This window comes from Actinosynnema sp. NPDC037264, from assembly GCF_055603705.1.
The window spans coordinates 38292-61403 of sequence record NZ_JBVJVK010000051.1 but is presented as its reverse complement, the minus strand read 5'-3'; the positions used below and the strand labels follow the sequence as shown (position 1 = coordinate 61403).

Below are 23112 nucleotides of genomic sequence, written 5' to 3'. Positions count from 1 at the left end.
CGCGGTGGGGCAGGTCGCCCATGTCGCTGTCGCCCCGGTGGTGCGAGATACCGGCCGGGGTGGTCTCACCGTGCCGGGCGTGCGCCTCGTCGATGTCCGGCCGGTCGCCATCAGGGCTGTGAGGGCTGTCCGGGTCGGGGTCGCGGTGGGGCGGTGACCACGCTTCCGGATCGCGGCGCTGGGCGGGGATTCCGTCGGGGTCGCGGCGGAGGTCGGGTGTCTGGGTGTCGGGGTGCCGCTGGGGTGGTGGGCCGTCCATCGGCCGGTTCGGGGTGTGCGGCAGCGGGCCGTCGCCGCGGGGGCGGGTGAAGTCCGGGCTGCCGGGACGCTGGTGCAGCGGGCTCGGCGGGTTGTTCGGCGAGTGCGGTGCGTTTGGGGAGTGCGGCACGTTTGGGGAGTGCGGCGCGTAGGGGTTCGCAGGCCCGTTCCGCGGCGGGTTCGGGTGCGGTGGCCCAGCCTGCGAAGGGGTGGTGTGGGCCGGACCGGTGCGGGAAGGGGTTCCCGGGCCGGGATGAGGCGGGACCGCGTGAGGTGGGCCTGCGTGAGGTGGGCCTGCGTGGGGCGGTCCGGCGTGGGGTGGTCCGGCGTGGTGAGAGGGTGGTGCCGAAGTGCTGGACGGGCCGAAGGATGACGGTCGGGGGCCGTCCGGGGTTCGGGCCGGAGGCACGCCGGAGCCCAGGTCGCCCCGACTGCCCGGGGTTCCCGTCCAGCCGCCACCGCCGCCCGGCCTGGCGCCACCGCCACCCGGTGCGCCGCCACTTCCGGGAGCGCTGCCCGGCATCCCGCCGGGTGTGGGTTGACCGGTTGGGGTGACAGGCGGGTTGCCGCCGGGTGCGGTGGTGTTCGGGCTCGTGGGGTTCGGGCTCGGTGGTCCCGGTCGGCTCGGGGCTTCCGGGGACGCGGCCCTGGCCGCGGACGTCTCGTCGAGCCGCGACGGTGCCGGTGCGCTCGGTGAACCACCACCAGCGCTGCCGCCACCCGGAGAACCGGCTCCAGGAGAACCGCCACCGGACGGGGTCGGGCCCGGCTGGCCCATCGGACCGCCCCGGTGCTCGCCGACCGGCGCACCACGCGGCGTGGTGGACGGGCCGGGAGGTGGTGTCCCGCCACGGGGGACATCCGTGTCCGGGCTGTCCGGGTCACGACCTGGACGCGGTGCGCTGGTGGGCAGGTCGGCAGGGTCGCCGCGGGTCGGACGGGACGTCGGCGGGTCGACCGTTGGAGCCGTGCTCGACGTCGAGGTGCTGTCGCGAGGGCGGTCGGGCGCCGGTAAGTCCGAACCAGGTGTGGTCGATCCGGGAGTGGTCGAACCGGGGGTGGTCGATCCAGGTGTGGTTGATCCGGGGGTGGTCGATCCAGGTGTGGTTGATCCGGGGGTGGTCGATCCGAGGGTGGTGGAGCCCGGGGCGTCGGAGTCAGGTGTGCCCGAATCAGGCGTGCCGGAATCAGGCGTGCCCGAGTCCGGGGAGGAGGACGAGTCCCCGTTCCCACGACCGGTCCCGGACGGGGTGTCGATGTCGGCCTTGCCGGTTTGCAGGAAACCACCCGGCTTGATGTTGCTCGGACTGAGCACGTCCAGCCCCGTGACCTTGCCGGCCAGCTTGCCGACCACCTTCATGATCTTCTCGAAGACCTCGACCAGACGCTTGAGCATCGGCGAGACCTTCTTGATCGTGTCCAGCAGGTCCTGGATGATCTTGGCGATCTTCGCGGCCCACTTCGAGATCGCGGTCACCGCCTGCGCCACGATCACCGGCGTGCCGAACCCCAGCGAGAACACCGCTTCCAACACCCACGCGATGAGCTTGCCCACCAGGTCCGCGATCAGGTCGCGCACCACCTCGCGCACGAACCCCACGACCATGCCCATCATGCCGACGACCGTGCCCACGGTCCCCGCCGCCGACGCCGCGCCCGTCAGCGCGTCACCGTGCGCCTTCGAGTTCGCGAGGTAGGTCTCCGCCGCCGCACCCGTCCACCCCTCGGTGCCCCGCTGCACCCCGGACGCGTACTCCTCGGCGACCTTCCCCAGCTCCTCGGCGACCTTCCCCCACGTCGCCGAGTACGACTCGATCACCGGCGGGTTCCCGGCCAGCCAGTCCAGCATCTCCTTGAGCGGCTGCATGTGCTCCATCAGGAACGACGCCGCCGAGGACAACAACGTGCCGAACGGGTCGATCGCCATCGCCGCCGCGTCCGCCGCCAACCCCACCATGCCCAGGCCGGCCTCGACCCAGTTGCCGTCCTTGATCCCGTTGAACGTGTCCATCGCCGACTCCGCGATGGAAATACCGGTCATCCACCCGTTGTCACCGGTGCCGGCGTTGAAGGTCCCACCCGGCTCCGCGTCGGGCTGCACCACCAGGTCGTTCTGCTCCGTCACGGCGCGACCCCCCGTCGTCCGTCAGGCGTCGACGCCCAGACTGACGCACACCGGCAACGACGGGTTCCGCATCACGCCGACGTGACCCGATCGGCGCAATACGTCCACAATGGACAACGCGCCCCGGCCGCGAGGAGCAGCGGCCGGGGCGCGTCGGGGGAGGTCAGGCGTAGCAGGGCTTCTCGAACTTGAAGTCCTTCGCCGTCGGCCCGGTGAAGAAGTCCTCCACCAGCCCGACCCCGGTCGCCGCCTGCTCGTCCGGCTTGTAGATCAACGTCTGCCGGAACGTGGCGTCGTTCGAGTTGCCCGCGAAGTTGCCCGCGCCCTGGGGCAGCATGCCCTCGTAGTCCACCGAGTTCAGCTGCCGCACGGCCGCGAGCACACCGGCCCTGGTCAGGTCCTTGTTCGAAGCCGCCTTCTCCAGCGCCGCCTTCAACGGGTACGACCACACCCACCCGGACGTGTAGCCGTCGTTCGGCGTCACGCTCGGCAGGGCCTCGCGCAGCGCCTTGTGCCCCGGCGAGTCCGTCGCCCACGACTTCCACGGCGCGGACTGCAGGTACAGCGCCTTGATCGCGGGCGCCGCCGGGCTCTGCATCAGGCCCTGGTTCCAGGTCGGCGACGTGCCGATGAACTTGCCCTTGAACCCGCGCGCCGCCGTCTGGCCGATGATCACCGCCGCGTCGGTCGGCCCGGTGGTGAGGATGACCACGTCCGGCTTGTTCGCCAGCACCGCGTCGATCGCGCCGCCCTGGTTGTCCTGGCCGGTCTGGGTGACCGCGTTGGCGAACGTCACGCCGCGCTTCTCCGCCGCGATCTTCGCGCCCGCCGCCGCGTCGTCGCCGTAGTCACCGGGCAGGTGCACGGCCATCACGCTCTTCGCACCGAGCTCGTCCACCGCGTAGTCGACCGAGTTCATCGACTCGACGCAGTAGTTCGCGCCCGACTCCAGGACGACCTCCTCCACGCCCCACAGCGACGTCCACGACGCCGGCACGCTGACCATCTGCGTGCTCTCCAGGTCGGGCAGGATCGCCGCCGTCGTCGGCGAGCCCAGGGTCTGCGCCAGGGCCAGGATCTTGCCCTTCATCTCCTGGTACACCTGGTTGTGGATCTGCGGGTTGTACTTGTTGTCCTTGACGTACGTGGTCACGTCGACGTCGTAGCCGCCGATGCCGCCCTTGTCGTTGACGCGCTTCCAGAACGCCTTCTGCGACTCCGTGATCGGCACCGCGAGCGTCTTGAACGGCCCTTCGGTCAGGTCCGAGATCGACCCGAGGTAGATGCAGCCCCGGTCACTGTGACCGGTGTCCGGGCACGGCTCGCTGGTCACGCCGAAGTCGACCTTGATACCGCCCTTGCCCTCCTGCGGGGCCGCGCCGTCGCCGCCGCGACACGCGACGGCGGCCAGCGCCACCACGGAGAGCACCGCGAGCACCGCTCTGTGACTTGCCATCCCATCCACCCTTTCAGTACGAGAAAGGCCAGGTGCGCCAGTAGTTGCGCACGCGCACCCAGATACCGAACAGGCCACGTGGCTCCACGATCAGGAACACCACGATCAGCAGCCCGTAGAGGACCGCCTCGACCTGGAACACCGTGACCGCACCGGTCGCGTCCGCGCTGATGAACGGCAGCACCGTCGGGAGCTCCCGGGTGATGCGCGGCAGCAGCGTGATGAACAGCGCGCCCATGATCGCGCCGGAGATGGTCCCCGCGCCGCCGATGAGCACCATCGCGATGTACTGCACCGACAGCAGCAGGCCGAACGAGCCGGGGTCGAAGAACCCGTTGACCACGAACAGCAACGAGCCCGCGACACCGGCGTAGAACGACGACACGGCGAACGCCAGCGCCTTGTACCGGGTCAGGTCGACGCCGATCACGGCCGCCGCGAGGTCGCGGTCGCGCACCGCGGCGAACGCCCGCCCGATCCGCGACCGCACCAGGTTGCGCGCCGGCACGGCGAAGATCACCAGCAGCACGAACATCAGCAGGTACAGCTGCTGCGGCCCGCTGAAGAACTCCGACGGCCGGTCCAGCCGCACGCCGAACAGCTCCGGCACCGCCGCCGGCCGACCCACGCCCGGACCGCCGGTCAGCGACGTCCACTCGCGGAAGACGTGCTCGCCGAGGAACACCAGCCCCAGCGTCACGATCGCCAGGTACAGCCCGCGCAGCCGGACCGCGATCGGCGCCACGATCAGCCCCGCCAGCCCCGCCACCAGCCCGGACGCCAGCAGCCACACGGGCAGCGACGTCACGCCGAACCCGAGCACCCGGCCGTCCGGGTCACCGGAGAGCGCCGCGCCCGTGTACGCGCCGATGGCCAGGAAGAACGCGTGCCCGAGCGACACCTGACCGGCGTACCCGGTCACGATGTTCAGCCCGATCGCGCCGATCGCCGCCACGAACCCCGTGGCCAGCAGCATCAGCAGGTCGTCGGTGATGGCGAACGGCACCAGCAGCGCCACCACCACCAACGCCCCCGTCCACGTCCGCTTGGGGCGCGTGTTGAGGAACGCCATGTCCTGCGCGTAGGAGGTGTAAAGCTCCGGACGACCCTTCACAGCGGCCTCCTCCGAGAGCGCCACCCGAAGGACGTAAGCCAACCGGCCACAGCCCCACTCATCACATCTCCTCGGATAGGCTGATCTTCGTGCGAACGGCGTACCGTGTACGGGCCCATCCGGACGCCGAACAGACGGTGGTGCTCAACCGCACGTTCGGCTGCGTGCGCCTGGTGTGGAACAAGACACTCGCCGTACGCCGGTGGCGCTATCTCGCCGAGGGCAAGCGGACGTCGTACAAGGAGACCGACGCGGCGCTGACTGGCTGGAAGCGCACCGAAGACCTCGCATTTCTGTCCGAGGTGTCCTCGGTTCCGCTGCAGCAGGCACTTCGCCACCAGCACGCGGCGTTCCAGAGCTTCTTCGCCGGCCGAGCGAGATATCCGAGGTTCAAGTCCCGCACCGGCCGCCAGTCCGCCCACTACACCCGCTCCGCGTTCCGAATTCGAGACGGACGGCTGTGGCTGGCCAAGACCGCTGCCCCGCTGGAGTTCGTCTGGTCCTTCGACGAAGTCGACTTCGCCGCGCTGAACCCCACGACGGTCGTGGTGTCCCGTGAGCCGGACGGCCGCTGGTACGTGACCTTCGCCATCGACACCGAGGACCCCGAACCAAGGGCGGCCGCCGGTCACCAGATCGGTGTCGACCTCGGGCTGAAGACCTTTCTCGTGACCAGTGATGGCGACCGCGTCGCCAACCCTCGTCACGTGGAGCGCAAAGCCCGGAACCTGGCCCGCCACCAGCGCAGGCTGGCTCGCTGCCGACGCGGTTCGAACAACCGGTGCAAGGCCAAGGCGAAAGTAGCCCGCGCGCATCGGAAGGTCCGCGACGCCAGGTACGACTTTCTGCACCGAACCAGCACGAACCTGGTCCGCTCGGCGGATCTCGTCGCGATCGAAGACCTGGCTGTCGGGAACATGGTGCGCAACCGTCGGCTGGCCCGCGCCATCTCCGACGCGGGTTGGGGAGAGTTCCGCCGTCAACTCGAGTACAGAGCGGCACGCGCGGGGCGCGTCCTCGTGGTGATCGACCGCTGGTACCCGTCGAGCAAGACCTGCTCCGCGTGCGGACACCTGCTCGCCGAGCTGAACCTCTCCGTCCGGCACTGGACGTGCCCGGACTGCCGCACCCGACACGATCGGGACCACAACGCGGCGAAGAACATCCTTGCGGCTGGTCGAGCCGTAGCCCGGGGAGACTCGGGTGATGCCTGCGGAGCTGATGTCAGACGGCAAGGGCCCTCCCTTCCGCGATCGGCTGTGAACCAGGAAGCCGGCACCGCGAGGTGCAGCGCATAAGCGCAACGCGCTGCGAAGCGCGTCGGGCTCCCACCTTCCGGGGCTGGGAGGAAGTCAAAGCCGCTCCACCTCCTTGCTGCCGAACAGCCCGTAGGGCCGCACCAGCAGCACGACCAGCATCAGCACGTACGGCGCGACCAGCGCGAAGTTCGGCCCGAGCCACGGCGCCACGTCACCTTGGTAGGTGCCGACCAGCGACTCCACGACCCCGACCGCCAGCCCGCCGACGACCGCGCCGCCCAGCGAGTCGAGCCCGCCGAGGATGATCGCCGGCAACGCCTTCAGCGCGATCACCCACAGCTGCTGGTCCACGCCCGCGCCGGTGGCCACGAACACCCCGGCCAGCGCGGCCAGCCCGCCCGCGATCGCCCACGACAGCGCGAACACCGAGCCGACCGAGATGCCCTGCGCCAGCGCGACCTCCTGGTCGTAGGCCACCGCGCGCATCGCCAGGCCCACCCGGGAGAACCGGAAGAACGCGAAGAGCACCGCGACCACGGCCACCGTCGTGCCGAACATGACCAGGTACCGCTGCTGCACCTCGACGCCGAGCAGCGTCACCGTCGACAGGCCCCACGGGTCGCCGACCTGCCGAACGTCCAGCCCGATGAACGCGTTGGTCACCACGCGCACCACCACGTCCACGCCGATGGTGATGATCGCGACCACGAACACCGGCTTGCCGATCATCGGCCGCAGCACGGTCCGCTCCACGCCCAGCGCCAGCACGGCGATCAGCACCGCCGCGATCGGCACGGCCGCGAAGAACCCGACCTCCGCGGCCAGGTAGCTGACCAGCACCGCGCCCGCCAGCATGAACGCCGGCTGGGCGAAGCTGATCACCCTGGTGGACTTGTAGATGATGACGAAGCCCAGCGCCAGCAGCGCGTAGATCGACCCGGAGCCGAGGCCGCGGATCAGCGATTGCAGGAACTCGGTCATCCGCGCCCCCCGGCGTACATGTCGTCGACGAGCTCGCCGAACACCTTGGCCAGCGCCGACCGCTTCACCTTCTGCGTCGCGGTCAGCTCGCCGTCCTCGTGGTCGAGCTCCTTGGGCAGCATGCGGAACTTCTTGACCTGCTCCACGGTGGCGAACCGCCCGTTGACCTCGGTCACGATGCCCTGCACCAACTCGCGCACCTCGTCCTTCTCCGCGAGGTCGCGGTAGGTGGTGTAGGCGAGGCGGCGCTGCCTGGCCCAGTGGCCGACGGTGTCGTACTCGATGCCGATCAACGCCACCAGGTACGGGCGCCGGTCGCCGAGCACGACCGCCTCCTTGATGTACGGCGAGGACTTCAGCGCGTTCTCGACCTCCGACGGCGCCACGTTCTTGCCGCCCGCGGTGATGATGATGTCCTTCATCCGGTCGGTGATCCGCACGTGCGTGCCGTCGACCCACTCGCCGACGTCGCCGGTGCGCAGCCAGCCGTCCGGGGTCATCGCCCGCCGGGTGGCCTCCTCGTCGCGCCAGTAGCCCGCGAACACGCCCGCGTGCCTGGTCTGGATCTCGCCGTCGTCGGCGATGCGCAGCTCCACGCCGGGGTGCGGCTCGCCGACCGTGCCGAGCTTCACCCGGCCGGGTCGGTTGCCAGTGGCGACGGCGCTGTTCTCGGTCATGCCGTACACCTCGTGCATCGGCACGCCGATGCCCATGAAGAACCGCAGCACCTGCGGCGAGATGGGCGCGGCGCCCGAGGCCGCGTACCGGACGTGCCGCAACCCGATCCGCGCCTTCAGCGCGCGGAAGCACAACAGCCAGCCGATGCCGTACTTGAGCCGCGTGCCGAACGTGTGCTTGCCGCCGGTGCGCACCAACTGCTCGCCGAGGCCGTCGGCCACGCGCAGCCAGAACCGGGTGGTCGCCCGCTTGAGCCAGGTGGCGCTGGACGCGCTGATCGTGATGGCCGCCAACACCTTCTCCCAGATGCGGGGCACGCCGAACAGGATCGTCGGCTGCACCTCGCGCAGGTTCGCCTGCACCGTCTCGATGGACTCGGCGAAGTGCACCTGCACCCCGGCCGACGCGCTGAACCACGTGGTGAAGATGCGTTCGGCGACGTGGCACAGCGGCAGGTACGACAGCGTGACGTCCTTCGGCGACGGCGGCGGCTCGGTGAACCCGCCGCCCTCGACCAGCGACTGGACGGCGAACTCCACGTTGGCCACGGTCAGCATCGCGCCCTTGGGCGGCCCGGTCGTGCCCGAGGTGTAGATCAACGTCATCACGTCGTCCGGCTCGACCTCGCGCATCCGGCGCGCGACCGCGTCCGGGTTCTGCTCCCGGTGCTCCGCGCCCATGGCCAGGAAGTCGTCCCACGACAGCAGCTTCGGGTTGTCGTAGCGGTGCCGGATGCCGCGCGGCTCGATGTAGACGATGCGTTCCAGGTCGGGCAGGGCGTCCAGCACGGCCAGCGCCTTGTCCACCTGCTCCTGGTCCTCGGCGATGAGCACGCGGGTGGCGGAGTGCGAGAGCAGGTACGCGACCTCGGCGGCCGGGTTCGTCGGGTACAGGCCCACGGTGACCGCGCGCACGGCCGCCGCGCCGAGGTCGGTGTAGAGCCACTCGCGGCGGTTCTCCGACCCGATCGCGACCCGGTCGCCCGCGTCGACGCCGAGCGCCAGCAGGGCGTGGCCGACCAGCTCGACCTGCGCCCAGTACCCCGCCCAGGTCACCTCGCGCCAGATGCCGAAGTCCTTGGCCCGCAACGCCACCGCGTCCGGCGTGCGGGCCGCGCGGTCGCGGACGCGGGTCACCACGGTGGTGAGCCCGGTGGTCGTGGCCGTCGTCATGCCGCACCTCCCGCGTTCTGGTGCGCCTCGCCGAGGTAGGCGCGCACCACGTCCGGGTCCTGCTGCACCTCGGCGGGCGTGCCGGTGCGGATCGGCTTGCCGAAGTCCAGCACCATCACCCGGTCGGCGAGGTCCATCACCAGGCCCATGTCGTGCTCGACCATGACCATCGCGATGCCGAGCTCGTCGCGGACGTCGAGCACGAACCGCGCCATGTCCTCGGTCTCCTCGACGTTCATGCCCGCGACCGGCTCGTCCAGCAGCAGCACCTTCGGCTCCATCGCCAGCGCGCGCCCGAGCTCCACGCGCTTCTGCACGCCGTACGGCAGCAGGCCGACCGGCAGGCGTCGCCACTGCTCCAGCTCGAGGAAGTCGATGACCTCCTCGACCGCCTCCCGGTTGGCCAGCTCCTCGCGCCGGGCCCGGCCGACCCACGCGAACGCGGCCAGCGCCCCGTACCGCATGTGGTTGTGCCTGCCCAGCATCAGGTTCTCCACCACGGTCAGGTGGGCGAACAGCTCGATGTTCTGGAACGTGCGGGCGATGCCCATGGCGGCGACCTTGTGCGGGCGCCTGCCCAGCACCTCCTCGCCCTCGAACAGGACCGAGCCCTGCTGCGGCCGGTACACGCCCGACAGCACGTTGAAGATCGACGTCTTGCCCGCGCCGTTGGGTCCGATGATGGCGAACAGCTCGCCCGCGGCGACGTGGAACGACACGCCGTCCACGGCGGTGACGCCGTCGAACGCCAGCCGCACGTCCCGCACGTCGAGCACGTTCCTCCCGGCTTCGGCGCTCCGGTCTTCGGGCTTCACGACAACCACCGCTTCCGCCGCTTGTAGTGCTTCACGTCGCGGAACGACCGCGCGGCGCCCTCGGCGCGCAGGCCCAGGTAGAACTCGCGCACGTCCTCGTCGGCCAGCAGCGCGGCCGCCGGCTTGTCCATCACGACCTTGCCGGTCTCCAGCACGTAGCCGTGGTCGGCGATGGACAGCGCCATGGTCGCGTTCTGCTCGACCAGCAGCACGGTCGTGCCCGCCGCGTTGATCTTCACGATGAGGTCGCGGATCTGCTGGACCATGAGCGGGGCCAGGCCGAGGCTCGGCTCGTCGAGCAGCAGGTAGCGCGGCTCGGACATCAGCGCCCGGCCGATCGAGAGCATCTGCTGCTCGCCGCCGGACAGGTAGCCGGCGCTCTGCCGCCGCCGTTCGCGCAACCTGGGGAACAACTCGTACATCCGGTCCAGGTTCTGCTTGACGCCGCGCGGCCTGCTGTGCCCGCCGATGCGCAGGTTCTCCTCGACCGACAGCTCGGCCAGGATGCGCCTGCCCTCCAGCGCCTGCTTCACGCCGAGCGACGCGATGCGCGACGGCGAGGCGCGGTGGATCGGATCGCCGTCCAGGGTGATCCGGCCGCGGGTGACCTTGCCGTCGTGCACGTCGAGCAGGCCGGACAGCGCTCGCAGCAGCGTCGTCTTGCCCGCTCCGTTCGCGCCCAGCAGGGCGACGATCCGCCCTTCCGGGACCTTCAGGCTCACGCCGCGCAGCACCAACATCACGTCGTCGTAGACCACCTCAAGGTTGTTCGCCTCGAGCACCAGGCGCCTCCGGGGATGTCGGGGAGGCGATCAGTATGACTCCGATCACAGGGTTACCTACCGCTGTTCGCAAACCGTGATGAACCAGCCCACGGCATGTTCGGCTTTCACGATTCTGTTGCTCAGTCCTGTGTGGACGGGTGTAGCGGGAGGGGTCCGTGGGTATGCCCCCGGCGTCCGCGACCAGGGATGTGAGGAGCGTTCGCCGCGCATGGACGCCTCGGAGGTGGAGCTCAGGGTGGCGGCCAGGCCCGCCCACCTCTCGGTCATCCGCGCGGTCGCCGGCGCGATCGCCAGGCGCACGCCCGAGCTGGCCGTCGACCTGGTCATCGCCGTCGACGAGGCGTGCAGCGCGTTGATCTCCCGGACCCTGGACCCCGCGGCCGTGCTGCGGTGCCGGTTCGCCCGGGAAGGTGATTCCGTGCGCTTCCGGGCGGAGGTCCGGTCATCGGCCGTCACCGTCCCCGATCATGACTCGTTGTACTGGCGGGTTGTCAGCTCCGTGACCGACGCGGTAGCCACCTGGGTCGACGGGGAGGGCCGGTTGCGGGTCGAGCTGAGGTGCCGGGCATGAACGCGGTGGACTACCAGCCGCTGTTCCACGAGCTGGCGGAGGCGGAGCGGGACGGCGAGCGCTACCAGCGGCTGCGTGACCGGCTGGTCACCGAGCACCTGCCGATGGCCAGGCACATCGCCGACCGGTTCGCCGAGCGCGGGGAGTCGGTGGAGGACCTGCGGCAGGTGGCGGCGGTCGGGCTGATCAACGCCGTGGACCGGTTCGACGTCACGCGCGGTATCGACTTCCTGGCGTTCGCCGTGCCGACCATCACCGGCGAGGTGCGGCGGTACCTGCGCGACCAGGGGTGGGCGCTGCGCGTGCCGCGGCGGTTGAAGGAGTTGTGCGTCGCCATCGACACGGCGCGGGTGGAGCTGTCGCGCGTGTCGGGGCGCACGCCGACGCCCAGCGAGGTCGCCAGGCACCTCGGCATCGGGGTGGACCAGGTCTACGAGGGGCTGCACGCGACGTCGGCGTACCACCTGCTGTCGTTGGACGAGCAGTCGATCAGCGAGGAGCTGAACTACGCCGAACGCTTGATCAGCGACGATCCGGCGTTGGAGGTCGTCGAGCTGCACCACGCGCTGGACCCGATGCTTCGCGGGCTGCCCAAGCGGGAGAGGCGGATCGTGGTGCTGCGGTTCTTCCGGGGCATGACGCAGAGCCAGATCGCGGACTCGGTCGGCGTGTCGCAGATGCACGTCTCGCGACTGCTGAGCCGGTCCTTGGCCCGGTTGCGCTCGTTGCTCGATGATGAGTAGCGCTCGTGCGCGGTGAGGGCTTCGTTCGGGTCTTCGGCCGGGTCTTCCGTCGAAGCTCGGTCGAGGCTCGGCCGGCGCTCGGTCTGGACGGGATGGGGTGGTCGCAGTGGTGGCAGGCCCGGTGACCCTGGCGTGGCCGCAGCGGGCAGCCCTGATCCTGGGCGTGCTGCTGGTCGCGTGGGGCGTGGTGGACCTCGTGCGGTCCGAGCCGAGGTTGGCGGTGCTGCACCTGGTGACCGGCGGGGTGCTCGGCGTGGCGTCCGCGCGGACCCGGGTGGCTCGGCTGGTCGGCTCGATGATGGGCGTCGTGTACCTGGTCGTGTTCGCGTTCGGGGTGGGTGCGCCGGGCGGGGCGATGGACGCCGGGATCGTCGGCAACGCGGTGCACCTGCTGATCGGCTTCGCCTCCGTGGGCGTCGCGGAGGGCTGCGCGTGGTGCGAACAACGCGCCCGCCGCGCCACCGGCTCCCACTAACCCCGCCCCTCTCCCCTCCCTCACCGCACCCGCTCGCACCTTCGCCGCACCCGCTCGCAGACCGGTCGGCACCCCGTCCACGATGACCGTTCCCCGCACCGATCGCGGACCCGTTCCTCAATCATCGGCGCACTTTCCTATGCCAGTGCCGATGGCGGTTCCGATGGGTTCGGATGCCAGTGCCGATGCCGGTGGACGCGGTTGCACCTATCCCCTTTCGGGTATCACCCGTGTAACCCGAACGGGGAGGACCGAACCGATGCACACGGCGAGTCTGCAAAACCTGGTCGACGTCGAAGGACCGTTCGTCTCCGTGTACCTCGACGTCGGTGATCACGTGGACCTTCGGTGGCGGGCGATGCGCGACCAGCTCCAAGCCATGGCCGCCGACCCCTACCTCGTAGCGTTGGCGCACAACGCGATCGTGTCCGGCACGACCCCGCGCGGCCTCGCCGGGCGTGGCCTGATCGTGGGCGGCGGACGCGTGCTGGTCGACCAGTACGTCCCCGTCCCACCGACCGGCTACACGGCCCGCACCGGCCCGCTCCCCTACATCCTGCCGCTGGTCGACCTGTCCGAACCCCTCCTGCCGCACGTGGTCGTCCAGGTCGGCGAGCACGGCGCGGACCTGCGCGGCGTCGACCCGACCGGCCGCCCGGTGGCGGTGGCGACGGTGGGCGCGCGACGTCCCGGACGACGCCTGGACTCCGAGGAGTTGGCCGACGTCGCCGAGGAAGCGGCCAGCCTGGTCGACCTGCTGGGTGCGCCGCTGCTGGTGCTGGCCGGGCCGCTGGCCGGGCGGCGCTCACTGCGGGTAGCCCTGCCGACCCGCTACCACCACCTGGTGGTCGAGGTCGAGGGACCACCCGATCGTGCTGTGCTGCACCTGGCCGGGCGGGCGAACCAGGACGCCCGACGGGCAGTAGTCGAACGGTTCCGCGACGAGTCCACGCGGCTCACCGGACGCGCGGTGCACGGACTGGTCGCGGTCCGGCAGGCGCTGGCCGAGGGCCGGGTCGACACCCTCCTGCTCACCGACACGCTCGTCGGCTCGCAGCAGGTCGACGACGGGCGGGCAGACGAGGTGCTGCCGTTGCGCGCGGTCGAGTGCGGGGCCGAGATCGTGCTCGTCGGCGGCGCGGTTCGGCTGCACGAAGACGTCGGCGCCCTGCTCCGCGAGTGACGTCGTCCACTACTGCCCGACCGGTGGGCGGCTCGGCCGGCGATGCGGTGACGGGCAATGCCGCCGGCCGATGACGCCCGTTGGCCGGTGATGGTCGCGGACCGGTGATGCTCGTGGACCGGTGATGCCCGCAGACCGGTGATGCCCGCAGACCGGTGATGCTCGCGGATCGGTGACGCCCGCGGGCCAGCGATGTCGGTGGCGGGTGTCGCGGTGGCCGGCGATTGCGGTGGGAACGGATGAGGTTGAGGCGGTCGGCGGTCGGCGGTCGGCGGATGGTGGTGGATGGGGCGGCGGATGTAGTGGGTGGGGTGGGTGAAGGTGGATGGGTGGTTGGCGAGGGCTCCTCATGGTTTTAACCGAGGTGCGGTAACGGTGTTTCCGTACATTTTTGGCCGTTGATCACTCGAAAGTGTGACCGGACGACCCACCGACCTGCGGAAATGGCGCACATGAGGGGTTTTCACCTCCGTAGCATCCGCAGCACGGCCCGTTCCACTGTCTCACGATCAGCCGTCCTCGGTCTGATCATCACCCCCTCGTGGTACAGCCGCACCACCCGCGGGTCGATGTAGGACTTCCTCGCGACCGCCGGCGTGTTCCCCAAGTGCTCGGCCACCTCCCGCGCCACCGCCGCCTCCACCCGCTTCCGCCCCCGCGCGGACTCCGGCCGGCCCTCCCTCGCGAACGCCGCGGCGGCCAACACCGTCGCGTGCCACGTCCGCAGGTCCTTCACCGAGAACTCCGACCCCACCAGCTCCTTGAACCGCTCGTTCACGTCGTCCGACCCGACCGCGCACCCCCGCGAGTCGACCAGCAGCCGCTCGTCCCCGCCCCGCCCCCGCAGCAACCCCCGAACGGCCCGCGCCAACGCCTCGTCCTCCACCACCGTCGTGAACTCGATCCCGCCCTTCGCCGGGTAGCAGAACTCCACAGTGGACCGTCGAACGGCCACGTGCGAGCACAGCAACGTCGCCACCCCGTGGGTCCCGTTGTCCGCCGCGTACGTCTCACCCCCGACCCGGAACACCCCGCGCTCCAGCACCGCCAACGCCACCGCCAGCACCCGCCGCCGCGACCGCCCCCGCCCGCTCAGCTCCCGCGCCACCTCCGCCCGGAACCCCGGCAGCAACGGCGCCAGCACGAGCACCCGGTCGTGCTTCTCCTCGTCCCGGTCCTGCCGCCACCGCTCGTGGTACAGGTACTGGCGCCGCCCGGCCGCGTCCGTGCCCACCGCCTGGATGTGGCCGTTCGGGTGCGGGCACACCCACACGTCGCGCCACGCGGGCGGGATGACCAGGGCCTTGATCCGCGCCACGGACTCGGCGTCGAGCGGCTCGCCGTCGGCGTCGACGTAGCTGAACCCCCGCCCACGGGCACGGCGACGCCAACCGGGCCCGGACGGATCACTGCGGCGCAATCTCACAGCGCCCAGGTTCCCGACCGCGACCCGGTGAAACGCGGACCACCCGAACGATCCACAACACCGTGGTTGAAACCCGGGCCAACTGGGTATGGGACCGGCATGACACAGCCGTGGACCGTGGGAGTCGAACAGGAGTTCCTCCTCGTCGACCCGGAGTCGCGCCGACCCGTGCCGCTGGCCGACTCGGTCGCGCAGCACGCCGGCGCGGGCCACGACGTGCAACGGGAGCTGACGCCGTTCCAGATCGAGGTCGCCACGCCGGTGTGCACGACCGCCGAGGAGTTGGCGGAGCAGGTCGTCGGCGGTCGCCTCCACCTGGCGAAGGCCGCGCACGCGGCGGGATGCCGGCTGCTGGCCTCGGCGATTCCGCCGATCGGCACGCTGGGGCCGCCGCCGGGCACGGACGACCGCCGCTACCGCATGATGGAGCACTCGCACCGCGCGATCATCGGCGGTCAGGGCGTGTGCGGGATGCACGTCCACGTGGGCGTGCCGGACCGGGACGTCGCGGTCCGGGTCTCGAACGCCCTGCGGCCGTGGCTGCCGACGTTGCTGGCGTTGAGCGTGAACTCCCCGATCGAGCAGGCCGAGGACACGGGTTACGCGAGTTGGCGCACGATCGTGTGGTCGCGGTGGCCGATCAGCGGCCCGCCGCCGCACCTGGGGTCCGCCGCCGAGTACGACCGGCTGGTCGGGGCGCTGGAGTCGACGGAGGTGCTGCTCGACACCGGGATGGTCTACTGGGACGTGCGGCCGTCCGCGCAGCACCCCACGGTCGAGGTGCGGGTCTCGGACATCCCGATGACGGCGCGCGAGGCGGTCGTCATCGCCGAGGTCATCCGGGCGTTCGCCCGCACCGCCGCCGAGTCGGGGGAACCCGAACGGGTGGATGACGTGATGTTGCGCGCCGCGTACTGGCGGGCCGCGCGCGACGGCGTGGACGGCTTGGCCGTCGACCCGCGCACGGGCAACCTGGTGCCGGCCCGGGATCGCGTGGCCGAACTGGTGTCGTGGTGCGCGAACGCCCTGGAGGACGCCTCCGCGCTGTCCACTGTGGAGGATCACCTGGCCTGGCTGGGCGCGCACGGCAGCGGCGCCGCGCGCCAGCGCCGGGCGTTCGGCGGCTCGCCGGACGCGCGCGGGCTGGTCGACCTCATCTTGGCTGAAACGGTCGACGACGGCCGTTGAGGTCTACCGTGAAGGATTCGACGCCGCGCCGGCGTCGCTGAGTGAGAGGAGTACCGGCGTGCCAGAACCCGCGGCGACGCTCGCTTCCGTTCGGGTCGACAGACCCGCGGACGGCGTGGTTGTGCTGCACGTGTCGGGCGAGTTGGACACGAGCAGCGCGGAGGAGTTGACCAGGCCGCTCACGGAGCACCTGGTCGAGAACGTGCGCGGTGTGGTGGTGGACCTCGGTGGGGTGCGCTTCCTCGGTTCGGCCGGGCTGGAGTCGCTGGTCGTCGGCAGTCAGCGGGCGAGCGCGCTCGGCGTGCCGCTGGTGCTGGTGGCGACCAGCCGGGCGACGCAGCGGCCGATCGAGGCGACCGGGCTGAGCTCGGTGTTCACCGTCGTCGGTTCCGTGCAAGAGGCGTTGGACCGGTTCTAGGGCGCCGTCGCCCTACCAGAACCGGCGGACCGTCCTGATGGCGCAGCGCACCGCCCCCACCGGGGGCAGTGCGCCCGCCGGGGGCACCACCCACCGCGATTCGGCCGCCGGGACGCGCCGCGGGCCGTGCCAGTAGCGGACGTCGGGCGGCGGCACGTGCCCCGCCACGGGTTCCGGGTCGGGTCTGGCGAGGAACAGCCAGCGCAGCCGGGGACCGGGCACGGCGAGGATCGGCCCGAGCGGTCCGGCGGAGCGGAGGTGGGTGCTGACCTCGGCGCCCCAGCTGGCCGGCACCTCCACCGCCACCGCGCCCTCGGCCAGCACCAGGGAGGCCAGTGTTTCGTCGACGTGCCACGGTTCCATGCCCGCCGATGGTGGCGTCGGCCCGTGTCGGGATTGTGTCGCCGTGCGGCGCGGCGCGTTAATCCTGGCCGATGTCCTCGAACCACAGCTCGGGCTTGGCGGCGATGAAGTCGGTCATCAGCCGGACGCACGCCTGGTCGTCCAGCAGCGTGATCTCGACACCGTGCTCGGCGAGCCAGTCGTGACCGCCGTGGAACGTCCGGGCCTCGCCGATCACCACCCGGGGTATCCCGAACTGGCGAACGAGCCCGCTGCAGTACCAGCAGGGTGACAGCGTGGTGACCATGACGGTGTCGCGGTAGCTCGCCCGGCGGCCCGCGGCGCGGAACGCGGCGGTCTCGGCGTGGGTGGAGGCGTCGCCGTCCTGCACCCGCCGGTTGTGGCCGCGGCCCAGGAGCGTGCCGTCGGCGGCGAACAGGGCCGCGCCGATCGGGATGCCGCCCTCGGCGAGCCCGGCGCGCGCTTCGGCCACCGCCACCGCCAGCATGTCCCGTGCGTCCGCGCTCTTGTCCACGGCGCCAACCTACTTGGGCGGCAGGGTCTCGACGAACTCGCGGGCCCGGCCGATCCAGTCGGTGAGGCCGGAGTCCTCGTCCAGCTCGGAGCCGTCCACCACGACCCAGCCGCGCATCACCTTGCCGGTCAGGTCGAAGACCCGCGTCCCGGGCAGGACGAGGCACTCCTCGGCCGCGTCGGGGCCGACGCGGGCGATCAGGTCGTCGCCCATCACGCCGACGAGCATGTTGCCGTGCAGCAGGAACGCGACGCCGCCGAACATCCGCTTGGCGCTCAGGCCGGGCAGGTCGCCGATCTCGTCGCGGATCCGTTCGGCCAGGTGCTCGTCGAACGCCATCTCCCGGTCCTCCCGTGTTCGATCCTCATGCGCCGAAGCACAGGAACCCGGCGCTCGCGGCGAACGCCACGTCGCCGTCGTCCCGGTGCGCCTCTTGCGCGCCCGCCAGCGCTTCCGCGGGCGGGTGGCCCGCGCCGAGCCTGCGGTGCAGGTCGACCATCAGCGGCGTGGTCACCTCGGCTGGCACCGGGATGACCGGCGCGACCAGCGTGCGCGTGCCGAGCCCGAGCAGCGCGGCGGTGAACCCCATGAGCTCGTCGCCGGGTCGCACCGCCGACAGGCCCGAGTCGCACGCCGAGAGCACGACCCGCGCGGGCGGTGTGCGCAGCCGTTCGAGGTCGTAGACGGTGAGCGGGCCGTCGGCCAGTTCCAGCGCGGAGAACAGCGGGTTGTCCGCGCGGAACGAGCCGTGGGCAGCCACGTGCGCCAGCGGCGCGCCGTCCATCGCCGACGCCACCGCGTCCACCGTCGCCGCGCCGCCCACCAGCACCGAGGGCCGGACCGGGCCGAGCGACGCGATCGCGGTGATCTCCGTCGGCGCGGCCGGCAACCGCGGCCCCGCCGCCAGGACCACCCGGTCGTGCGACACGAGCTCGGACGTCGCCGCACGCAGCCACACCGTCGCCGACGGCACCACGGTCACCGCGCGGCCGCGGCACGCGGGCAGCGCGGACCACGGCAGGCCGCCGAGCAGGCCGGTCGGCGCGAGCACCAGCGGACGGTCGTCGAGCCGCCGCCGCAACGGTTCCAGCAGCCGGTTCTGCAGCAACCGGGCCGCGTGCTCGGCGCCCGCGCGCACCGGGGTGCGGTCGACGTGATCGGGCAGCGTCACGAGCCGGTGCAGGGCGAACCGGAGCAGCCGCAGCTCGCGCAGCGCGCCGGCCGCCGGGCCGAGCCGGTGCAGCGACGCCCGGCCGCCCGCCACGACCACGGCCAGCAGCTCGCCGTCGTGGTCGACGTACTCCACCAACGCCGACGTGCCCAGCGCCCGGGCCAGCTCGCCGACCGCGGGCGGCTTGAACACCGCGCCACCGCCGCCGGTGCGCCGGGTCAGCTCGCGCACCCGCTGCTCGCCGCGCACCTGCCGCTGCCGCAGCGCCGCCGTCGGACGCCCCGCCGTGGACGCCGCTTCCAGGTCCGCCGTCACGGCGCGCAGCTCGGCCAGCGCGTCGGCCAGCCCGGAGTCCTCCGGCGGCCGGGCGGGCGTCATCCGCAGCGCGCCCGCGCGCCACGCCTCCGCCCAGCTCAGCACCCGTCCGGCCCGGCCGCCCGCGACCGCCGTGCGCAGGCCTTCCGACGCCAGCGCCGCGCCCTGCGCCCCGCTCAACGCCCGCAGCTCCGTCGCGCCCAGGGACACCCGGTACTCGTCGAGCAGCGCCAACCCGCGCCGCAACGCGATCTGCGCGCCGCGCGTGTTGCCGAGCAGGTCGCGCCGCAACGCCTCGGCGTACCAGCCCTGCACGCGGTGCGCCGCCGGTCCGCCGCGCCGGGCCGCACCCGCCGCGGTCAGCTCCGCCACGGCGCGCGAGCGGTCGCCGAGGTCGCGGGCGACCAGCGCGCCGTCGACCCGGGCCTCCAGGCCCGCCATCCGCCACCCCAGCGCGTCCAGCCGGCCCGCCACCCGGGTCAACGCCGTCACCAGCGCCCTGGTCCGCTGCCCGCTCAGGTAGGCCGCGCGCAGCTCCACGTGCCGCGCGCCCTCCGCCCACACCTCGCGCTTCTCGCGGCGGAAGCCCTTGCGGGCGGCCACCGCCATCTCCACGGCCCGGTCCAGGTCGCCCTCCAGCAACGCGACCCTGGCCCGGTAGAACAACGCCTCCGACCGGGCCAGCACCAGGTCGCCGCCCAGTTCGCCCAACGCCCGGTCGGCCGCCGCCCGCGCCTCCTCCAGCAGCGGCACGGACACCAGCAGCTCCAGCCGGTTGATCAGCAGCGCGGGCCGCGGCACCGCCAGCCGCCGGTACTCCCGCTCGGCCTCGGCGAACATCGTCAACGCCCGCGGCACGTCGCCCGCGCGCGACGCGGAGATGCCCGCGTTCCAGCGGACGTCGGCCACGGCGAGCGCCTGGTCGAGGTCCCGGTAGAGCGCGGCCGCGCGGTCGAAGTCCTCGTCCGCCGCGCGCAGGCCGCCGGTGTAGGCGCGCAGCAGCCCGCGGTTGTTCAGCGCCCGCGCCTCCACCAGCCGCTCGCCGAACCGGCGCACCACCTCGATCGCGGCGTTGTACTCGCGCAACGCCTCGTCGTACCGGCACAGGTAGTGCAGCACCAGGCCGCGTTGCATCCGGCCGCTGCCCGCGTCCACGCCGCGCAGGTTCGGCAGCGCCGCGTTGATCGCGCGCAACGCCTGGGCGTGCCGCCCGGTGTTCGACAGCACGAACGCGAGGCTCATCCGGGCGAGTGCCGCCGAACGCGCCGATCCCGCCCGTTCGGCGATGCGCACGGAATGGCGCAAGTGGCGCAGCGCCGCGTCGAACTCGTGCAACTCGCGGAACGCGAGACCGATCGCGCGTTGCGCGGCGGAGGCCTCCTCGTCGTCGCCGGAAGCCCGCGCCGCCCGCAGCGCGGACCGGCCGATCTCGATGGCCGCCCGCGGGTCCCGCTGCCGGGCTTCCAGCGCTGCGGCGGCGGAAACCCCTGCCACGAACCCACCTTATTACCAAGTCGGCTGTGGTAGCTTGCTCACACCCGGCACCCGTCGACGTCGCTGTGAGGCCTCGGTGTCCGAACCATCGAATCGCTCCGGGCTCTACCAGGAGGCCTTCCAACAGGCCATCCGCGACCACAAGAGCTACCGCCTCCACCCCGAGCGCGGCCGGGAATTCCTCTTCGTCGCCGGTGAGCTGCTGACCATTCCCGAGGACGTCGACCGGGTCGCCCGGAAACTCGCGCAGAACAACATCGGCAACTCCCGCGGCCGGGATTTCGCCGGAATGGCCCGGCTGGTGCTGGCCCGCGATTCCGACGACATCCCGGAGATCGTCCGCCTGCTGCGCGACCCCGCCCAGTGGCCCGGCGAGCGCACGCCGTACGTGCAGCCGCACCACGTGCTCGTCGGGCACGGCGGCAACATGCACGGCAACCCGGGCGAGCCGCCGCGCGTCGGCACGCCGCTGAAGGACCCGGACCCGGCGAGCACCGACCTCGGCCGCGGCGTCGTGGTCGGCATCGTGGACACGGGCATCTCGGCGAGCGCCGCGATCGACCACCCGCGGTGGCTCGGCGACGCGTTCGTCCCCAAGGCGGACGAGGTCGACGCCGCCTACCGGCACACCGACGTGTTCGCCCTCGAAGGCGGCCACGGCACGTTCGTCGCGGGCGTGGTCCGGCAAGCCGCGCCGGGCGTGCGGTTCGACCCGGAGAAGGCGTTGGACCCGAACGGTCTCGGCACCGAGGAGCAGTTCGCCCGGGCGCTGTCGTCGTTCGACGAGAAGGTCCAGGTCGTCAACGTCTCGATGGGCTGCTTCACCCAGGACGACACCGCCTCCGAACCGATCCGCCGGGCGCTCGCGGGCCTGCCGCGCGACGTCGTCGTGGTGGCCTCGGCGGGCAACCAGGGCACCACGCGGCCGAGTTGGCCGGCGGCGCTGCCCGGCGTCGTCGCCGTGTCCGGGGTCGCCGAGGAGCGCGACGGCAGCCGTGCGCCGGCCTGCTACGCCAACCACGGGCACTGGGTCGACGCGTGCGCGGTCGGCAACCGGACCAGCACGTTCCTCAAAGGCCGGTGGGAGCTGCCGGGCCTGCCGGTGGACGTCTTCGACCGGTTCGCCTACTGGCTGGGCACCTCGTTCGCCGCGCCGCACGTGGCCGGGCGGATCGCCGCGACGATGACCGAGCGCGGCCTGACCGCCGTCCAGGCCCGCGACCACCTGCTGGTCGGGCGACCGGAGTTCTTCCCCGGCTACGGGGTGCTGGTCGAGTAGGCCGATCACGCGGACCCGGCCCGACGCCTCGCGAGGTCGGCTTCCAGGCGACCGGGCCGCCACCGGCGAAGCAGCGGCCGTCAACGCTGTATCTCGCGACCCGGTCGCGACTCCGTAGTGTGTGGCAGCGAAGAATCCGAAGTCCGTGACCCGGCTGGGGTCCGCGCCGGCGCAGACCGGGGCGGAGGCGCAGCATCCCCTGGACCAGAGGAGGGGACGTGACCCCTGCTTCGCCGATCGGCGCGCTCGTGAGCGCGGCGGCGGAGGGCGACCAGCGCGCGTGGAACGAGATCGTCGCGCGCTTCTCGCCCTTGGTGCTGGCGGTGGTGCACCGGCACCGGTTGCGGCACGCGGACGCGGCGGACGTGCACCAGACCGTGTGGTTGCGGCTCGTGGAGCAGCTGGGCAACCTGCGGGAGGCGGACGCGCTGCCCGGCTGGATCGCCACGACCGCCCGCAACGAGTGCCTGCGGGTGCTGCGGGTCCAGCAGCGCACCCTGCCGTACGACCCGCGGTCCGAGGACGAGCCGGCGAGCCCGGACGACGCGGTCGCGGACCTGGACGAGGAGCTGGAGGCCGCCCAGCGGCGGCAGGCGCTGCGCGAGGGATTCCGCTCGCTGTCGGAGCCGTGCCGGGTGCTGCTGGCCAGGCTCATGGCCGACCCGCCGCCGAGCTACGCGGTCCTCGCCGAGCAGCTGGCGATGCCGGTGGGCAGCATCGGACCCACCCGGATCAGGTGCCTGGAGAAGTTGCGCAAGACTCCCGCGGTGCTGAAGCTGGTCGAGCCGCGGCCGGTGGGCGGAGGAGGTGTGGTCGGTGTTGAGGGACGATCCGGGGTGGGAAAGCGATGAGGTGCTGCTGCGCGAGCTCGGCGAGGCGCTCGCCGAGGAGCGCGACGTGCCCGAGCACCTGCTCGACGCCGCGCGGGCGGCGTTCGCGTGGCGCACGGTCGACGCCGAGCTGATCGCCCTGACCAGCTACGACTCCGTGCTGGACGCGGAGCTGGCGGGCCGGGCGCGGGCGACGCAGACCGCGCGGCAGCTCGTGTTCGACGCCGACGGCGTGTCGGTGCAGGTCGAGGTGACCGAGGCGGGTGTCGCGGGCCAGGTGCTGCCGGCGGGGCCGGGCCGGGTCGCGCTCGTCACCGCGACCGGGCCGGTGGAGGAGGCGGAGCTGGACGAGCTGGGCATGTTCCTGCTCGGCCCGCCGCCGTCGGGACCCGTCCGGTTCCGCTGCGAGGTCGGCGGCACGACGGTGATGACCGACTGGGTGTGTGTTTAACCCGATCCGGTGAAACCTTGACGCCGGTGGCCACGGGTCCGGAAGATG

The 23112-nt window shown here is 72.0% G+C and carries 21 protein-coding genes and 1 pseudogene; 10 read left to right on the top strand and 12 right to left on the bottom strand.

From position 1 onward, the window contains the following. The 3 genes and pseudogenes from ACZ7GX_RS35710 to ACZ7GX_RS35700 form a co-directional block, all read right to left on the bottom strand. A pseudogene (locus tag ACZ7GX_RS35710) lies at window positions 1–2383 on the bottom strand (hypothetical protein); the annotation flags it as partial. 163 nt (window positions 2384–2546) lie between these two features. Continuing rightward, window positions 2547–3839, bottom strand: coding sequence for an ABC transporter substrate-binding protein (locus ACZ7GX_RS35705; RefSeq protein ID WP_498783433.1), 1293 nt, complete (start codon window positions 3837–3839; stop codon window positions 2547–2549). 13 nt (window positions 3840–3852) lie between these two features. Further along, window positions 3853–4953: a branched-chain amino acid ABC transporter permease gene (locus ACZ7GX_RS35700; protein WP_498783431.1), complete on the bottom strand. Its 1101-nt coding sequence runs from the start codon at window positions 4951–4953 to the stop codon at window positions 3853–3855. Between the two features lie 89 nt (window positions 4954–5042). On the opposite strand from ACZ7GX_RS35700, the gene ACZ7GX_RS35695 reads away from it, so the two are divergent. Beyond that, entirely contained in the window at window positions 5043–6251 is a 1209-nt protein-coding gene (locus ACZ7GX_RS35695) for an RNA-guided endonuclease InsQ/TnpB family protein (RefSeq protein ID WP_498783429.1), read from the top strand. Window positions 6252–6305: 54 nt separating this feature from the next. On the opposite strand, the gene ACZ7GX_RS35690 is transcribed toward ACZ7GX_RS35695, so the two are convergent. Genes ACZ7GX_RS35690 through ACZ7GX_RS35675 form a run of 4 tightly spaced genes read right to left on the bottom strand, consistent with a single transcriptional unit; the run spans window position 6306 to window position 10640 of the window. Continuing rightward, window positions 6306–7193 carry a branched-chain amino acid ABC transporter permease gene (locus ACZ7GX_RS35690; RefSeq protein ID WP_498783427.1) on the bottom strand — a complete coding sequence of 296 codons (888 nt, stop codon included), beginning with the start codon at window positions 7191–7193 and terminating at the stop codon, window positions 6306–6308. Next, the gene (locus ACZ7GX_RS35685) at window positions 7190–9043 is read right to left on the bottom strand and encodes an AMP-dependent synthetase/ligase (RefSeq protein WP_498783425.1); all 1854 of its coding nucleotides are present in this window, start codon (window positions 9041–9043) and stop codon (window positions 7190–7192) included. Before ACZ7GX_RS35685 ends, ACZ7GX_RS35690 begins: the two co-directional genes overlap by 4 nt. Continuing rightward, window positions 9040–9858 carry an ABC transporter ATP-binding protein gene (locus ACZ7GX_RS35680; protein WP_498783423.1) on the bottom strand — a complete coding sequence of 273 codons (819 nt, stop codon included), beginning with the start codon at window positions 9856–9858 and terminating at the stop codon, window positions 9040–9042. Before ACZ7GX_RS35680 ends, ACZ7GX_RS35685 begins: the two co-directional genes overlap by 4 nt. Further along, entirely contained in the window at window positions 9855–10640 is a 786-nt protein-coding gene (locus ACZ7GX_RS35675; protein ID WP_498783421.1) for an ABC transporter ATP-binding protein, read from the bottom strand. The genes ACZ7GX_RS35680 and ACZ7GX_RS35675 overlap by 4 nt, the downstream gene beginning before the upstream one ends. A 211-nt stretch (window positions 10641–10851) precedes the next feature. On the opposite strand from ACZ7GX_RS35675, the gene ACZ7GX_RS35670 reads away from it, so the two are divergent. The 4 genes from ACZ7GX_RS35670 to ACZ7GX_RS35655 all read left to right on the top strand — a co-directional run bounded on the left by ACZ7GX_RS35670 (window position 10852) and on the right by ACZ7GX_RS35655 (window position 13615). Next, on the top strand, window positions 10852–11214 hold the full coding sequence (locus ACZ7GX_RS35670; protein ID WP_498783419.1) for an ATP-binding protein: 363 nt from the start codon (window positions 10852–10854) through the stop codon (window positions 11212–11214). Continuing rightward, window positions 11211–11957, top strand: coding sequence for a SigB/SigF/SigG family RNA polymerase sigma factor (locus ACZ7GX_RS35665; protein ID WP_230566250.1), 747 nt, complete (start codon window positions 11211–11213; stop codon window positions 11955–11957). The genes ACZ7GX_RS35670 and ACZ7GX_RS35665 overlap by 4 nt, the downstream gene beginning before the upstream one ends. Before the next feature lie 109 nt (window positions 11958–12066). Further along, window positions 12067–12432, top strand: coding sequence for a hypothetical protein (locus ACZ7GX_RS35660; protein WP_498783417.1), 366 nt, complete (start codon window positions 12067–12069; stop codon window positions 12430–12432). Window positions 12433–12691: 259 nt separating this feature from the next. Continuing rightward, window positions 12692–13615, top strand: coding sequence for a hypothetical protein (locus ACZ7GX_RS35655; RefSeq protein ID WP_498783415.1), 924 nt, complete (start codon window positions 12692–12694; stop codon window positions 13613–13615). Window positions 13616–14078: 463 nt separating this feature from the next. On the opposite strand, the gene ACZ7GX_RS35650 is transcribed toward ACZ7GX_RS35655, so the two are convergent. Beyond that, the gene (locus ACZ7GX_RS35650) at window positions 14079–15041 is read right to left on the bottom strand and encodes a DNA topoisomerase IB (RefSeq protein ID WP_498783413.1); all 963 of its coding nucleotides are present in this window, start codon (window positions 15039–15041) and stop codon (window positions 14079–14081) included. 99 nt (window positions 15042–15140) lie between these two features. Between ACZ7GX_RS35650 and ACZ7GX_RS35645 the strand changes: the two genes are divergently transcribed. Further along, complete coding sequence (locus ACZ7GX_RS35645; RefSeq protein ID WP_498783411.1) at window positions 15141–16229, top strand: carboxylate-amine ligase; 1089 nt, start codon at window positions 15141–15143, stop codon at window positions 16227–16229. A gap of 58 nt (window positions 16230–16287) precedes the next feature. Next, entirely contained in the window at window positions 16288–16647 is a 360-nt protein-coding gene (locus ACZ7GX_RS35640) for an STAS domain-containing protein (RefSeq protein WP_498783409.1), read from the top strand. 12 nt (window positions 16648–16659) lie between these two features. On the opposite strand, the gene ACZ7GX_RS35635 is transcribed toward ACZ7GX_RS35640, so the two are convergent. The 4 genes from ACZ7GX_RS35635 to ACZ7GX_RS35620 are packed head-to-tail and all read right to left on the bottom strand — an operon-like array spanning window position 16660 to window position 20504. Further along, on the bottom strand, window positions 16660–17010 hold the full coding sequence (locus ACZ7GX_RS35635) for a hypothetical protein (RefSeq protein ID WP_498783407.1): 351 nt from the start codon (window positions 17008–17010) through the stop codon (window positions 16660–16662). A gap of 58 nt (window positions 17011–17068) precedes the next feature. Continuing rightward, a complete protein-coding gene (locus ACZ7GX_RS35630; protein ID WP_498783437.1) occupies window positions 17069–17497 on the bottom strand; it encodes a nucleoside deaminase in 429 nt (142 codons plus the stop codon). 36 nt (window positions 17498–17533) lie between these two features. Then, complete coding sequence (locus tag ACZ7GX_RS35625) at window positions 17534–17863, bottom strand: TfoX/Sxy family protein (RefSeq protein WP_498783405.1); 330 nt, start codon at window positions 17861–17863, stop codon at window positions 17534–17536. A 25-nt stretch (window positions 17864–17888) separates the two neighbouring features. Then, a complete protein-coding gene (locus tag ACZ7GX_RS35620; protein ID WP_498783403.1) occupies window positions 17889–20504 on the bottom strand; it encodes a CHAT domain-containing protein in 2616 nt (871 codons plus the stop codon). Between the two features lie 76 nt (window positions 20505–20580). Here ACZ7GX_RS35620 and ACZ7GX_RS35615 point away from each other — a divergent pair, with 76 nt between their 5' ends. The 3 genes from ACZ7GX_RS35615 to ACZ7GX_RS35605 all read left to right on the top strand — a co-directional run bounded on the left by ACZ7GX_RS35615 (window position 20581) and on the right by ACZ7GX_RS35605 (window position 23064). Then, window positions 20581–21783, top strand: a complete 1203-nt coding sequence (locus ACZ7GX_RS35615) for a S8 family peptidase (protein WP_498783401.1) — start codon at window positions 20581–20583, stop codon at window positions 21781–21783. Between the two features lie 218 nt (window positions 21784–22001). Then, window positions 22002–22634, top strand: coding sequence for an RNA polymerase sigma factor (locus tag ACZ7GX_RS35610; protein ID WP_498783400.1), 633 nt, complete (start codon window positions 22002–22004; stop codon window positions 22632–22634). Further along, window positions 22600–23064 (top strand): hypothetical protein, encoded by a 465-nt coding sequence (locus ACZ7GX_RS35605; RefSeq protein ID WP_498783398.1) that lies wholly within the window; start codon window positions 22600–22602, stop codon window positions 23062–23064. The genes ACZ7GX_RS35610 and ACZ7GX_RS35605 overlap by 35 nt, the downstream gene beginning before the upstream one ends. Window positions 23065–23112 lie beyond the last annotated feature (48 nt).